8 protein-coding genes are annotated in these 14,026 nt (G+C 71.3%); 7 read left to right on the top strand and 1 reads right to left on the bottom strand.

Going from position 1 to position 14,026, the window contains the following annotated elements:
• Position 1 precedes the first annotated feature (1 nt).
• From ACZ7L6_RS08820 to ACZ7L6_RS08835, 4 genes are all read left to right on the top strand, one after another.
• Positions 2 to 3,376 (top strand): pyruvate carboxylase, encoded by a 3,375-nt coding sequence (locus tag ACZ7L6_RS08820; protein WP_471921305.1) that lies wholly within the window; start codon positions 2 to 4, stop codon positions 3,374 to 3,376.
• Positions 3,377 to 3,552: 176 nt separating this feature from the next.
• Positions 3,553 to 4,356 carry an aminoglycoside adenylyltransferase domain-containing protein gene (locus ACZ7L6_RS08825; protein ID WP_471921307.1) on the top strand — a complete coding sequence of 268 codons (804 nt, stop codon included), beginning with the start codon at positions 3,553 to 3,555 and terminating at the stop codon, positions 4,354 to 4,356.
• A 58-nt stretch (positions 4,357 to 4,414) separates the two neighbouring features.
• A complete protein-coding gene (locus tag ACZ7L6_RS08830) occupies positions 4,415 to 5,200 on the top strand; it encodes a cyclase family protein (protein WP_471921309.1) in 786 nt (261 codons plus the stop codon).
• Positions 5,197 to 6,837 carry a thiamine pyrophosphate-binding protein gene (locus ACZ7L6_RS08835; protein WP_471921311.1) on the top strand — a complete coding sequence of 547 codons (1,641 nt, stop codon included), beginning with the start codon at positions 5,197 to 5,199 and terminating at the stop codon, positions 6,835 to 6,837. The genes ACZ7L6_RS08830 and ACZ7L6_RS08835 overlap by 4 nt, the downstream gene beginning before the upstream one ends.
• A gap of 70 nt (positions 6,838 to 6,907) precedes the next feature.
• On the opposite strand, the gene ACZ7L6_RS08840 is transcribed toward ACZ7L6_RS08835, so the two are convergent.
• Positions 6,908 to 8,353 (bottom strand): glyceraldehyde-3-phosphate dehydrogenase, encoded by a 1,446-nt coding sequence (locus ACZ7L6_RS08840; RefSeq protein WP_471921313.1) that lies wholly within the window; start codon positions 8,351 to 8,353, stop codon positions 6,908 to 6,910.
• A 136-nt stretch (positions 8,354 to 8,489) separates the two neighbouring features.
• Here ACZ7L6_RS08840 and ACZ7L6_RS08845 point away from each other — a divergent pair, with 136 nt between their 5' ends.
• From ACZ7L6_RS08845 to ACZ7L6_RS08855, 3 genes are all read left to right on the top strand, one after another.
• A complete protein-coding gene (locus tag ACZ7L6_RS08845; RefSeq protein WP_471921315.1) occupies positions 8,490 to 9,449 on the top strand; it encodes a LysR family transcriptional regulator in 960 nt (319 codons plus the stop codon).
• 136 nt (positions 9,450 to 9,585) lie between these two features.
• Positions 9,586 to 11,535: a collagenase gene (locus ACZ7L6_RS08850; protein WP_471921317.1), complete on the top strand. Its 1,950-nt coding sequence runs from the start codon at positions 9,586 to 9,588 to the stop codon at positions 11,533 to 11,535.
• 147 nt (positions 11,536 to 11,682) lie between these two features.
• The gene (locus tag ACZ7L6_RS08855; protein WP_471921319.1) at positions 11,683 to 14,022 is read left to right on the top strand and encodes a molybdopterin cofactor-binding domain-containing protein; all 2,340 of its coding nucleotides are present in this window, start codon (positions 11,683 to 11,685) and stop codon (positions 14,020 to 14,022) included.
• Positions 14,023 to 14,026: the final 4 nt, after the last annotated feature.

A 14,026-nucleotide genomic window follows, 5' to 3' on the forward strand; every position in this document is an offset into this window, starting at 1 on the left:
AATGTTCCGCAAGGTGCTGGTCGCCAATCGCGGTGAGATCGCGATTCGTGCGTTCCGCGCAGGCTACGAACTGGGCGCACGCACGGTCGCCGTCTTCCCGCACGAGGACCGCAACTCCCTGCACCGGCTGAAGGCCGACGAGGCCTACGAGATCGGCCAGCCCGGACATCCGGTGCGGGCCTATCTCTCCGTGGAGGAGATCGTCCGTGCCGCTCAGCGGGCCGGGGCGGACGCCGTCTACCCGGGTTACGGCTTCCTGTCCGAGAACCCCGATCTGGCCAGGGCGTGCGAAGAGGCGGGCATCACGTTCGTCGGGCCGAGCGCGGAGATCCTGGAGCTGACGGGCAACAAGGCGCGCGCTGTGGCGGCGGCCCGCGCGGCCGGCGTACCCGTCCTCGGTTCCTCGGCGCCGTCCACCAATGTCGACGCCCTCGTCAGCGCCGCCGAGGACATCGGCTTCCCCGTGTTCGTCAAGGCGGTCGCGGGCGGCGGCGGACGCGGCATGCGCCGCGTCGAGGACCCCGCCCAGCTGCGCGAGTCCATCGAGGCGGCCTCACGCGAGGCGGCGTCCGCGTTCGGCGACCCCACGGTCTTCCTGGAGAAGGCCGTCGTCGAGCCCCGCCACATCGAGGTGCAGATCCTCGCCGACGGGCAGGGCAACGTCATCCACCTCTTCGAGCGGGACTGTTCGGTGCAGCGCCGCCACCAGAAGGTGATCGAGCTCGCGCCCGCCCCGAACCTCGACCCGGACCTGCGCGACCGGATCTGCGCCGACGCCGTGCGCTTCGCCCGCCAGATCGGCTACCGCAACGCCGGCACCGTGGAGTTCCTGCTCGACCGCGACGGCAACCACGTCTTCATCGAGATGAACCCGCGCATCCAGGTCGAGCACACGGTCACCGAGGAGGTCACCGACGTCGACCTGGTCCAGTCCCAGCTGCGCATCGCCGCCGGTGAGACCCTGGCCGACCTGGGCCTGTCGCAGGAGACGATCACCCTGCGCGGCGCCGCCCTGCAGTGCCGTATCACCACCGAGGACCCCGCCAACGGCTTCCGCCCGGACACCGGCCGCATCAGCGCCTACCGCTCGCCCGGCGGCTCCGGCATCCGTCTCGACGGCGGCACCACCCACGCCGGTACGGAGATCAGCGCGCACTTCGACTCGATGCTGGTGAAGCTGACCTGCCGGGGCCGGGACTTCAACGCCGCCGTGGGCCGGGCCCGGCGTGCCGTGGCCGAGTTCCGCATCCGCGGCGTGGCCACCAACATCCCCTTCCTGCAGGCGGTCCTTGACGACGCCGACTTCCAGGCCGGCCGGGTCACCACGTCGTTCATCGAGAAGCGCCCGCACCTGCTCACCGCCCGCCACTCCGCCGACCGCGGCACGAAGCTGCTGACCTACCTGGCCGACGTCACGGTCAACAAGCCGCACGGCGAGCGGCCCGACCTGCTCGACCCGCTGACCAAGCTGCCCGCCCTGCCGGCCGGTGAGCCCCCGGCCGGATCCCGGCAGAAGCTCGCCGAACTCGGCCCCGAGGGTTTCGCGAGCTGGCTGCGCGCCTCCCCGACCATCGGCGTCACCGACACCACCTTCCGCGACGCCCACCAGTCGCTGCTCGCCACCCGGGTGCGCACCAAGGACATGCTCGCCGTCGCCCCGGTGGTGGCGCGCACCCTGCCCCAGCTGCTGTCCCTGGAGTGCTGGGGCGGTGCCACCTACGACGTCGCCCTGCGCTTCCTCGCCGAGGACCCCTGGGAGCGCCTGGCCGCCCTGCGCGAGGCCGCCCCGAACATCTGCCTCCAGATGCTGCTGCGCGGCCGCAACACCGTCGGCTACACGCCGTACCCCACCGAGGTGACCGACGCCTTCGTGCAGGAGGCGGCGGCCACCGGCATCGACATCTTCCGCATCTTCGACGCCCTCAACGACGTCGACCAGATGCGGCCCGCCATCGAGGCCGTACGGGAGACCGGAACAGCTGTCGCGGAGGTGGCCCTGTGCTACACCTCCGACCTGTCCGACCCGGCCGAGAAGCTCTACACGCTGGACTACTACCTGCGCCTGGCCGAACAGATCGTGGACGCGGGCGCCCACGTCCTGGCCGTCAAGGACATGGCGGGCCTGCTGCGCGCCCCGGCCGCGGCGAAGCTGGTGTCGGCCCTGCGCCGGGAGTTCGACCTGCCGGTCCACATCCACACCCACGACACCGCCGGCGGCCAGCTCGCCACCTACCTCGCCGCCATCCAGGCCGGCGCGGACGCGGTGGACGGAGCGGTGGCGTCCATGGCCGGTACGACCTCTCAGCCGTCGCTGTCGGCGCTCGTGGCCGCCACCGACCACTCCGACCGGCCCACCGGCCTGGACCTCCAGGCCGTCGGCGACCTGGAGCCGTACTGGGAGAGCGTCCGCAAGGTCTACGCCCCCTTCGAGGCGGGCCTGGCCTCGCCGACCGGCCGCGTCTACCACCACGAGATCCCCGGCGGCCAGCTCTCCAACCTGCGCACCCAGGCGATCGCGCTCGGCCTCGGCGACCGCTTCGAGGAGATCGAGGCGATGTACGCCGCCGCCGACCGGATGCTCGGCCGCCTGGTGAAGGTCACCCCGTCCTCGAAGGTGGTCGGCGACCTGGCCCTGCATCTCGTGGGTGCAGGCGTGTCCCCGGCGGACTTCGAGGCGGAGCCGGACCGGTTCGACATCCCCGACTCCGTCATCGGCTTCCTCCGCGGCGAGCTGGGCACCCCGCCCGGCGGCTGGCCCGAGCCGTTCCGCAGCAAGGCGCTGCAGGGCCGGGCCGAGGCCAAGCCGGTGCAGGAGCTGACCGCCGACGACCGCGAGGGCCTGGCGAAGGACCGGAGGGCGACGCTCAACCGGCTGCTGTTCCCGGGACCGACGCGCGAGTTCGAGACGCACCGCGACTCCTACGGCGACACCAGCGTGCTGGACAGCAAGGACTTCTTCTACGGGCTGCGCCCGGGCAAGGAGTACGCCGTCGACCTGGAGCGCGGTGTGCGGCTGCTGATCGAGCTGCAGGCCATCGGCGACGCGGACGAGCGCGGCATGCGCACCGTGCTGTCGTCCCTGAACGGACAGCTGCGGCCCATCCAGGTCCGCGACCGGGCGGCCGCCTCGGACGTGCCCGTCACGGAGAAGGCCGACCGGGGCAACCCCGGCCATGTCGCGGCGCCGTTCGCCGGCGTGGTGACCCTCACGGTCGCCGAGGGCGACGAGGTGGAGGCCGGTGCCACCGTCGCCACGATCGAGGCGATGAAGATGGAGGCCTCGATCACCGCCGCGAAGTCCGGCCGGGTGGCCAGGCTGGCCATCAACCGCATCCAGCAGGTCGAGGGCGGCGACCTGCTCGTGGAACTCGCCTGAGCGGGGCCGAGAGCGCCGTCACGCCCCGCGCAGAGGGGAGCATCTGCGCGGGGCGTCGGTGGGGCGGAGCGGTGGTGGGGAGCGCGTAGCCGATGGGCTCGCACCCTGAGCAACAGTGAGGGCCACCGAGCCGGCCGATCAGAGACGCGAGATCCGGTCTGGGCGACACTGACCCCATGCCCCGGACGCTCGCAGACCCCCACGCCGTCCCCGCAGAGCTCCGCCCCTACCTCGCGGAGCTCGTCCACCGCACCCACACCGTCTGCGGATCCCACCTGGTGAGCGTCATCGCGGTCGGCTCCGTCGCGCTCGGCGACTACCGGCACGGGCGCAGCGACACCGACGTGACGGTGGTCGTGGACGCGTCCCTCCCCGGGCGAGCGCTGCCCGACCTGGCCGCCGCCCTGGCGCACCCCGCCCTGCCCTGCCCGGCGGCGGGACTGGAACTGGTGGTCTACGACGAGGACTTCGCAGCCCGGCCGTCCGGCGAGGCCGGCTACCTGCTGGACCTCAACACCGGACCGCTGCTGCCCGAGCGGGTCAGCCTCGACCCCGCGCAGTCCCCGGCGTTCTGGTACGTCATCGACCGTTCCGTCGCCCATCAGGCCGGGCGCGTGCTGTACGGCAGGCCGGCACGGGAGACGATCGCCGAACCCGCCCGCGCCAGTGTGCTCACCGCGATCCGCGCCTCGGTCCGTGAGCACAGCGCCGGCGAGGGGCATCTCGCGGACAACCGGGTCCTCAACGGCTGCCGCTCCGTGGCGTACTGCCGGACCGGCCGCTGGGCGGCCAAGCGCCGGGCGGCGGAGGCGGTCGCGGTGCACGAGGTGCGCTTCCGGCCCCTCCTGGAGGCGGCACTGCACAGCTACGAACGCCCCGCGCGGGTCTCCGCCGAACTGCCCGCGGCCGACGTGCAGGCGTTCCTGAGCTGGGTCGCCGAGCGCGTCGACGAAGCGGTCGGTCTGTCGGACAGTATCTGAACAACCGTCATACGGGCCTGCGATGCTGTGAGTTCCAGCACCGACCCAGGAGGCGCCCATGTCCGAGCCGTCCGTCCTCGCCGCGCTGGTGTCCGGGTTGCGGGGCGGGTCGATCGAAGTCGTCGACCTCACCTCGCCGTTGTCGTCGTCGACACCGGTGATCCAGCTGCCGCCCGAGTTCGGGCAGACCGCCGTCTTCGAACTGGAGGAGATCAGCCGGTACGACGACCGCGGCCCCGCCTGGTACTGGAACAACTTCCGCAGCGGCGAACACACCGGCACCCACTTCGACGCCCCGAACCACTGGGTCACCGGCAAGGACCTCACCGACGTGGCCTCGGTGCCGGCCCGCAGACTGATCGCGCCCGCGTCCGTGCTGGACTTCACCGCCGAGGTCGCCGAGAACCCCGACTTCCTCGTGGAGATCGACCACGTGAAGGCATGGGAGGCCGACAACGGACCCTTGCCCGACGGGGGTTGGCTGCTGCTGCGCACCGGCTGGGACGCACGCGCCGAAACGCAGGAGGCGTTCCTCAACGCCGACGAGAACGGCCCGCACACGCCAGGCCTGTCGCCGGAGTGTGCCCGCTGGGTCGCCGAGGAGTCGCCGGTGATCGGCCTCGGCGTCGAGACGGTCGGCACGGACGCCGGACGCGCCTTCTCGTTCGACCCGGCCTTCCCGTGCCACGCCTACCTGATGGGCAGCGACAAATACGGCCTGACCCAGTTGCGCAACCTCGCCGCCCTCCCGCCGACCGGATCCGTCGTCATAGCGGGACCGCTCCCCATCGTCACCGGCTCCGGCGCTCCCGCGCGCGTGCTCGCACTGGTGGAGCGGTCATGAAGGTCGCGGAAGCGGTCGGCCGTGCGCTGTGCGCGGCCGGGGTGGGCCAGGTCTTCGGGGTGGTCGGGTCGGGCAACTTCCACGTCACGAACGCCATGGTCGCGGCGGGCGCGCGGTTCGTCGCCGCACGCCACGAGGGCGGCGCGGCGACGATGGCCGACGCGCACGCCCGGACCAGCGGCACGGTGGCGGTGGTGAGCGTGCACCAGGGTCCCGGGCTGACGAACGCGATGACCGGGATCACGGAGGCGGCCAAGAGCCGTACCCCGCTCGTCGTGCTCGCGGCCGAGGTGACCGAGCCCAGGTCCAACTTCCACGTCGACCAAGAGGCGTTGGCCCGCGCGGTGGGCGCGGTCGCGGTCCGGGTCACGTCGGCGCAGAGCGCGGTCGAGGAGGCGTGCGCGGCGGTACGGCTGGCGATGCAGGAGCGGCGTACCGTCCTGCTCAACCTGCCCCTGCGGGTGCAGGCCCTGGACGTGCCCGACGGAGCTCTGGCGCACGCCGCGCCCCCGCCGGAACGGGCCGCCGTCGCGCCGGACGCGGACGGCGTCACGGCCCTGGCGGACCTGCTGGGCCGGTCCCGGCGGCCGGTCTTCGTGGCCGGCCGGGGAGCGCGGGGACCCGGCAGCCGGCAGGCGCTGGAAGAACTCGCCGAGCGCTACGGCGCGCTGCTGGCGACCTCGGCCGTCGCCCGCGGGCTCTTCCACGGCAACCCCTGGTCCCTGGACATCTCCGGCGGCTTCGCCTCCCCCCTTGCCTCCGAGCTGATCCGGGGCGCGGACCTGATCGTCGGCTGGGGCTGCGCCCTCAACATGTGGACGATGCGGCACGGCAGTCTCATCGGCGCCGACGCCACCGTCGTACAGGTCGACGACGAGCCGTCGGCACTCGGCGCGCACCGGCCGGTGCACCTCGGCGTCCTCGGCGACGTCCGGCTCACCGCGCGCCAGGTCTTCGAGGAGGGCGCCGATCCACGGCAGGGCTACCGCAACCCGGAGACCGCCGAGGCCCTCACGGCACGCGTACGCCTGCGCGACGTGCCGTACGAGGACACCGGCACACGGGAGCGGATCGACCCGCGGACGCTGAGCATCGCGCTCGACGACATCCTCCCCGCGGAGCGCGTGCTCGGCGTGGACTCGGGCAACTTCATGGGCTACCCGAGCGCTTACATGTCGGTCCCGGACGAGATGGGCTTCTGCTTCACGCAGGCCTTCCAGTCGATAGGGCTGGGGCTGGCGACCACGATCGGGGCGGCGCTGGCCCAGCCGGACCGGCTGCCCGTGGCCGCGCTCGGGGACGGCGGCGCGTTGATGAGCGCCGTCGAGCTGGACACCGTGCGCCGGCTCGGTCTGCCGATGGTGGTGGTCGTGTACGACGACGAGGCGTACGGCGCCGAAGTGCACCACTTCGGTCCCGCCGGGCACCCGCTGGGCACTGTCCGGTTCCCGCCGACGGACATCGCCGCCGTGGGGCGGGGCTACGGCTTCGAGGCGGTGACCGTACGGACGCGGGCCGACCTGAAGGCCGTCGAGGACTGGGTCGCCGGGCCGCGATCCGCGCCGTTGCTCATCGACGCCAAGGTGGTCGCCGACCGCGGGTCCTGGTGGCTGGAGGAGGCGTTCCGCGGCCACTGAGCGCGGGAAGCACCGACCCGCCTGTCGGCACCGCATTGCCGGCAGACGGGTCGGTGACGGCTGGGCGGGATCAGACCGCCGGAGCCGGGTACGTGGGGTACTCCACCCCGGAGACGTGCTGGACGACACGGATGACCTGGCAGGAGTAGCCGAACTCGTTGTCGTACCAGAGGTAGAGGATCGCGTTGTCGCCCTCCACCTTCAGCGCGCCCGCGTCGACGATCGAGGCGTGCCGCGAGCCGATGAAGTCGCTGGAGACCGCGTCGGGGGCCGTGATGAAGTCGATCTGGCGGCGCAGCGGCGAGGTCAGCGACACGTCGCGCAGGTAGTCGAGGACCTCCTCGCGGGACGTCTCACGCGCGAGCTGCAGGTTGAGGATCGCGATGGAGACGTCCGGCACCGGGACGCGGATCGAGCTGCCGGAGATCTTCGCCTTGAGGTCGGGCAGCGCCTTGGCGACGGCCGAGGCGGCGCCGGTCTCGGTGATGACCATGTTCAGCGGCGCACTGCGGCCGCGGCGCTCGGACTTGTGGTAGTTGTCCAGCAGGTTCTGGTCGTTGGTGAACGAGTGGACCGTCTCCACATGCCCGCGCAGGACGCCGTACTCGTCGTCCATCGCCTTCAGCGGCGGCACGATGGCGTTCGTGGTGCAGGAGGCGCAGGACAGGATCTGCTCGTCCGGCTTGACGGTGTCGTGGTTGACGCCGTGGACGATGTTCGGGACGTCGCCCTTGCCCGGAGCGGTCAGGACGACCTTGTCGACGCCGGGGCGCAGGTGCTTGGACAGGCCCTCGCGGTCGCGCCACTTGCCGGTGTTGTCGATGAGGATGGCGTTCTTGATGCCGTACGCCGTGTAGTCGACCTCGGACGGGTCGTTCGCGTAGATCACCTTGATCGCGTTGCCGTTGGCGAAGATCGTGCTGTTCGCCTCGTCGACGGTGATCGTGCCCTGGAACTGACCGTGGATGGAGTCACGGCGCAGCAGCGAGGCGCGCTTGACGATGTCCTGCTCGCCGCCGCCGCGGACGACGATGGCGCGCAGCCGCAGGCCGTTGCCGGAGCCGGACTTCTCGATGAGGAGGCGGGCCACGAGGCGGCCGATGCGGCCGAAGCCGTAGAGGACGACGTCACGGCCCTCGCCGCGCTCGATCTTGTTGGCGCCGGTCGCACCGGCGACGGCCTCGGCGGTGAACGCCTCCACGGACAGACCGCGGTCGTCGGCCTTGTACGTCGCGGCCAGCATGCCGATGTCGATCTGCGACGGACCGAGGTCGAGCTCGGTGAGCGCCTGCAGGAACGGCAGCGTCTCGGTGACCGAGAGCTCCTCGCCGGCGATCTGCCGGGCGAACCGGTGGGTCTTCAGGATGCTGACCACCGACTTGTTCACCAGGGAGCGGCTGTGGAGGAGGACGGTGACGTCCCGCTCCCGGTGCAGCTTCCCGATGAGCGGGATCATCGACTCCGCGATCTCCTCGCGGTTCTTCCAGTTGGTGAACGAGTCGTCGTTGACAGTCACGGGCCTATCTTTCGAGCTAGGTGGCGCTCATATGCTAACCATGCGGTGCGACGGGCGTTCACAGGGGGGTCACACGAGGGCCGAGATGACCGTTATTGAGGGTGTTTGCGTGAAGTGCGGATCGAGGGAGTGAGCGGTGGAGCTGGAGCTGCGCCATCTGCGCGTGCTGTGTGCGATCGCCGACGCGGGCAGCGTGGGCCGGGCCGCGGCGGACCTCGGGTACTCGCAGCCCGCCGTGAGCACCCAACTCCGGCGCATCGAAGGGCACTTCGGCGAGCCGCTGTTCGAGCGCGGGCCGGCCGGGGTGCGGCCGACTCCGTACGGCGTCGAGGTCGTCGCCCAGGCCCGTGACGTCCTGGCCCGTGCCGCCGCGATCGGACGCCGCCCGGCCCCCGGCTCGGCGCCGGCGCGGCGGACCCTGCGCGTGGCTGCGACGAACTCGCCGATGCTCGTGGGCCTGATGTCGGGCCTCCGCGCCCGGCTCCCGGAGGTCTCGCTCGCGGTGAGCAGCGTGTACGCCTCCTCGCGGATCGTCGAACTGCTGGAGGAGGGCACGGTGGACGCGGCCATCGCCGCGGACTACCCGGGCAGGGAGCTGGAGCACTCGGACGCGGTGGATCACCGGGGGATCGTCACCGAGCCGAACTTCGTCGCCCTGTCGTCCCGCCACCCGCTCGCGCACCGCGCTCAGGTCGCCCTCGCGGACCTGGCCGACGACGCCTGGTTCCTCACGCCGGACGACGGGGCCGGCTGGCCCGGCGTCTTCTATGCGGCCTGTGCGGCAGCCGGCTTCACACCCTCGGCCGTGCACGAATTCCTGGGCGACCGGCTGGAGTTGCAGGGAATGATCGCCGACGGGCTCGGCGTGGCCGTCGTCCAGGCGACGACGCGGCCGATCCCTCAGGTCGTCGTCAAACCGCTGATCGGTACGCCGCTGTGGTGCCGTTATGTGCTGGCCTGGCGGCGCGACACGGTGGCCGAGGAGGCGGCCGACGTGCTGCTGCAGTCCGCCACCGCCGCCTACCGCCAACTCGCCGCTCGATCACCGCACTTGAAGACCTGGGCGGCACGCACATGGAGCGTGCCCAAGGTGTAGGCCTCGGCCGGGAGTTATGGCCCCAAGGCGCAATGTGCTATGTCACACACCATTGTTGAGGGCGCCCGGCGTTGAGACAGTGCCTCACACGCCTCAGCACCCCAACCGAGGCGCATCCATCCGTGGAGGACACCAGATGCGCTACCGCTCCGTGCTGCCCGGACGCGTGGCCGCCGCGCTCGCCGTATGCGTCGCCGTCTCCGGACTGCTGTCGACGCCCGCGCTCGCGAGACCATCGGCCGAGTCCGGCCCGACCACCACGGCGTCCGCCAAGACGCCGCCCCCACCCCCGACCGGCCCGGCCACCGGTACCCGTGCCGTCGTACAGGACCGGCCGCGCACCCCGGCCACGCTGCCGCCCCTCACCCCGACGCGCCCGCCCACCCGCACGCACGCGCAAGCCGCCTCGAAGGCGGCCCCGTGCAGTCCGGCCGACTTCGGCAGCAGAACCGGCGCCGCCCTCGTGGCCTTCGTCAAGGCCTCGACGACGGACTGCGTCAACAGCCTGTTCGCGGTCACCGGCACCGACGCCCGCGCTGTCTTCCGCGAGGCCCAAATGGTCACCATCGCCCAGGCGTTCACACGTACGGCACAGCGCTACGCCGGCGACAACTCGTCCCGCGTGTGGCAGCTCGTCCTCTTCCTGCGCGCCGGCTACTACGTGCAGTTCAACCACCCGGACGACGTGGGCCCGTACGGCACCTCGCTGTCCCGGAACACCACACGCGGACTGGACACCTTCTTCGCCCGCCCGCACTCCAGGGACGTCACCGCGGCCAACGGCGACGTGCTGAGCGAGGTCGTCATCCTCACCGACAGCGCCGACCAGCAGGCCCGGTATCTGACGGTCTACCGGCGGATACTGACCGGATACAACAGCTCCTACGACCCCATCCGCAGCATGCTGGCGGCCGTCAACGCCGTCTACACCCCGCTGTGGCGCGGCAATTGGAACCCGGTCTACGTCAGGGCCGTCACCGCCGACCCGTCCATCGCCCGGACCCTCCACAGGTTCGCGCTCGACCACCTGGACCTCCTGGCCACGGACCGGGCCTACCTGGCGTCCAACGCCGGGATGAACCTGGCCCGTTACGTCGAACACCCCGCACTGCGGACCACCGTCCGGCCCCTGACCAAGCAACTGCTGGAGGCCTCCCGCATCACCGGTCCCACGGCCGGCCTGTGGGTGGCGGTGGCGACGCAGGCCGAGTACTACGACGGAGCCAACTGCTCCTACTACGGCGTCTGCGACCTGTCCGGTCAGCTGACGAAGGCCGCCCTGCCCATCACCCACCCCTGCGACGCGACGCACAGCATCCGCGCCCAGGCGCTCACCCCGGCCGACCTCGACGCCGCCTGCGCCAGCGTGCTCGGCCAGGACTCCTACTTCCACGACCTCGTGAAGGACGACGGCCCCATACCCGGCCAGTACCTGTCGACCATCGACCTGGTCGTCTTCGCGAGCGCCGCCGACTACCGCACCTACGCGGGGGCGATCTACGGCATCAGCACCGACAACGGCGGCATGACGCTCATCGGAGACCCGGCCGACCCCGCCAACAAGCCGTTCGCGGTCATGTACCAGAAGGGCCAGGACACCGGACACGCCGCCAGGATCTGGAACCTCAACCACGAGTACACCCACTACCTCGACGCCCGCCACAACATGAAGGGCGACTTCGCCCAGCAGATATCGGTGCCGGACGTGTGGTGGATCGAGGGCGTGGCCGAGTACGTCTCCTACGGCTACCGCCGCATCACGTACGACCAGGCGGTCACGGAGGCGGGCAAGCACACCTACAAGCTGAGCACCCTCTTCCAGAACACGTACGCCAACAGCGACGTGACCCGCACCTACCCGTGGGGCTACCTCGCCGTCCGCTACATGATCGAGAAGCACCCGGCCGACGTCGACCGCATGCTCGCCCGCTTCCGCGTCGGCGACTACGCGGGCGGCTACGCCGTGTACGCCACCGACATCGGCACCCGCTACGACGCCGACTTCGACCAGTGGCTGACGGAGTGCGCGGCCGGTGCCTGCGCGGTCGGTGCGTCCGTCGGCGGAGAGCGGAGCCGTCGGCCGTAGTCCGAGGCCTTCGGAGCTTCACAGCTGAAGCGCGTTGTGGGTGTTGCGTGTGGAAGCACCCCAGGGATCTTCCGGAACGCACGCGAGCCGTGCACAGTCGGGATCCGCCCCGCAGGGGCGCATGCCACTTCACCGGGAGGTCAGTCGATGGGAGATCAGCTCCGCCCGGAGCGGCCGGACACCACATCCGCCCCTTCGGGCGGCATCGGCCGCCGCAGATTCCTGGGGTACGTGGTGGCCGCCTCGACGCTCACCGTGGCCGCCCCGCTCGGCGAGACGCTCCTTGCGCCCACCGAGGCGGCCGCCGCCGTGCCCTCGGTGCCCGGGCCCGCCGAGATCTACGACCTCAACGACATGCTCACCCACGCCGCGCTGCCCACGGCGAACCTGATCACCATCCGCCTCGACCCGGACGGCACGGCCTCCTTCGCCCTGCCGAGGGCCGAGGTCGGCCAGGGCATCACCACCTCCAGCGCCATGCTCATCGCCGAGGAACTTGACCTGCCGCTGGACAGGATCCGCGTCACTCTCGCCGACGCCCGGCCCGAGCTGCTGTTCAACCAGCTCACCGGCGGCTCGAACACCACCATCTCCACCTTCACCCCGATCCGTGTCGCGGCCGCCGTGGCCCGCGGCCGCCTGCTGAAGGCCGCCGCGCTCGAACTGGGGGAGGCCCTCGACACCCTGACCGCCAAGGCAGGGGTCATCACCTCGTCCGTGACCGGCAAGAGCCTCACCTACGGCGAACTCGCCGAGAAGGCCGCCTCGGTGGCCACCGGCCAGGTCTCCGTCACCCTCAAGGAGCCCGCCGACTTCAAGGTCATCGGCACCGCACGGCGGCGCATCGACGCGCTGGAAGCGGTCACCGGCCGCAAGAAGTTCGCCATGGACGTGCACGTGCCGGACGCGCTGCCGACGATGGTGTGCCGCCCGCCGACGATCAACGGCACCGTCCGCTCGGTGGAGAACCTGGACGAGGTACGGGCCATGCCCGGCATCACCGACGTCGTCCGCATCTCCACCGGGGTCGCGGTGCGCGGCCGCACCTTCGGCCAGTGCATCGACGCCGTACGCGCGCTCAAGGCCACCTGGGGACCCGGAACGGCGGAGGACGCCTCCGACGACACCATCCGCGCCGAACTCCGCAAAGCCGAACTCCCCCTGCCCGCCCTCGACTTGCTGACCAAGTCCGTCGACGCCCGCTTCACCTTCCACTTCGCCAGCAACAGCGCCCTGGAGACCAACTGCGCCATCGCCGACGTACGCGAGGACTCGGCCGAGATCTGGGCGAGCCTGAAGTCGCCGATCACCGCCCAGGAGGAGATCGCGGCAAAGCTCGGCCTCCCGGTCACCGCGGTCAAGGTCCATGTCACCGAGGGCGGCGGCTCCTTCGGGCGGAAACTCTTCTACGACGCCGCAGCCGAGGCCGCGGAGATCTCGAAGGCGATGGGCAAGCCGGTGAAGTTGATGTGGCATCGCACCGACGACTTCCGCCAGGGCCGCACCCACCCCATGTCGACGTCCCGGGTGCGCGCCACCTACGCCCTCGGTCAGGTGCTCACCTACGACCAGCGCCACACCTCCGTGGCCACCGACTTCGGCCACGGTGTCGGCGAGATCATCACGGCCGAGGCCGCCCGTCTGCCCGTCGGCGACCTCACCTTCTCCGAGACGATCTTCACCCTCACCCAGCAGACCCCGTACGACTTCGGCGTCGTCACCCAGCTCCTCAGCGAGACCGACAAGCGCTTCAACACCGGCTCCATGCGCAACATCTACTCGCCCAACGTGCGGTGCGCGCAGGAACTGGTGGTGGACGAGCTGGCCAAGCGCATGGGCAAGGACCCCTACCGGTTCCGCCGCGCCTTCCTGAAGGACGAGCGGGCGCGGGCCGTCCTCGACAAGGTCGCCGAGGTGGGGGAGTGGGGCCGCGGCATGCCCGCCGGCACGGCGCAGGGCATCGCGATCCACCCCGAGTACCACGCGTACGTCGCCGTCCTCGCCGAGATCGACTGCCGCCCGGAGACCACCGGGCGCGAGATCCCCGACGCGTACACGGGCCCGCGCGTGACCAAGGTCGTCTGTGCCGTGGACGTAGGCCTGGCGGTCAACCCCCGCGGCCTTCAGGCCCAGATGATGGGCGGCATCATGGACGGCATCGCGATCACCCTCAGCTCCGGGCTGCACCTGGCGGGCGGGCACTTCCTGGAAGGCAGTTGGGACAACTACTTCTACACCCGCCAGTGGAACACCCCACCGGAGCTCGAGATCGTCGTCATGCCGCCGACCACCGACACCCCCGGCGGCGCGGGCGAGCTGGCGGTCGCGGGCGCGATGGCGGCCGTGGCCTGCGCCTACGGGCGCGCGACCGGCACCATGCCGACGACGTTCCCCCTCAACCACGGCGAACCGCTCGGCTTCGAGCCGCTGCCCACCAGTCCGCCCATCCCCGCGTCCCCCACCGACGGCCTCAGCCGCGCCTTCTAGGAGC

Source organism: Streptomyces sp. NPDC107522, assembly GCF_055657525.1.

Excerpts from the sequence above, each read along its gene's own strand:
- ACZ7L6_RS08820 (WP_471921305.1), top strand. The coding sequence starts at position 2 with ATGTTCCGCAAGGTGCTGGTCGCCAATCGCGGTGAGATCGCGATTCGT.
- ACZ7L6_RS08825 (WP_471921307.1), top strand. The coding sequence starts at position 3,553 with ATGCCCCGGACGCTCGCAGACCCCCACGCCGTCCCCGCAGAGCTCCGC.
- ACZ7L6_RS08830 (WP_471921309.1), top strand. The coding sequence starts at position 4,415 with ATGTCCGAGCCGTCCGTCCTCGCCGCGCTGGTGTCCGGGTTGCGGGGC.
- ACZ7L6_RS08835 (WP_471921311.1), top strand. The coding sequence starts at position 5,197 with ATGAAGGTCGCGGAAGCGGTCGGCCGTGCGCTGTGCGCGGCCGGGGTG.
- ACZ7L6_RS08850 (WP_471921317.1), top strand. The coding sequence starts at position 9,586 with ATGCGCTACCGCTCCGTGCTGCCCGGACGCGTGGCCGCCGCGCTCGCC.
- ACZ7L6_RS08855 (WP_471921319.1), top strand. The coding sequence starts at position 11,683 with ATGGGAGATCAGCTCCGCCCGGAGCGGCCGGACACCACATCCGCCCCT.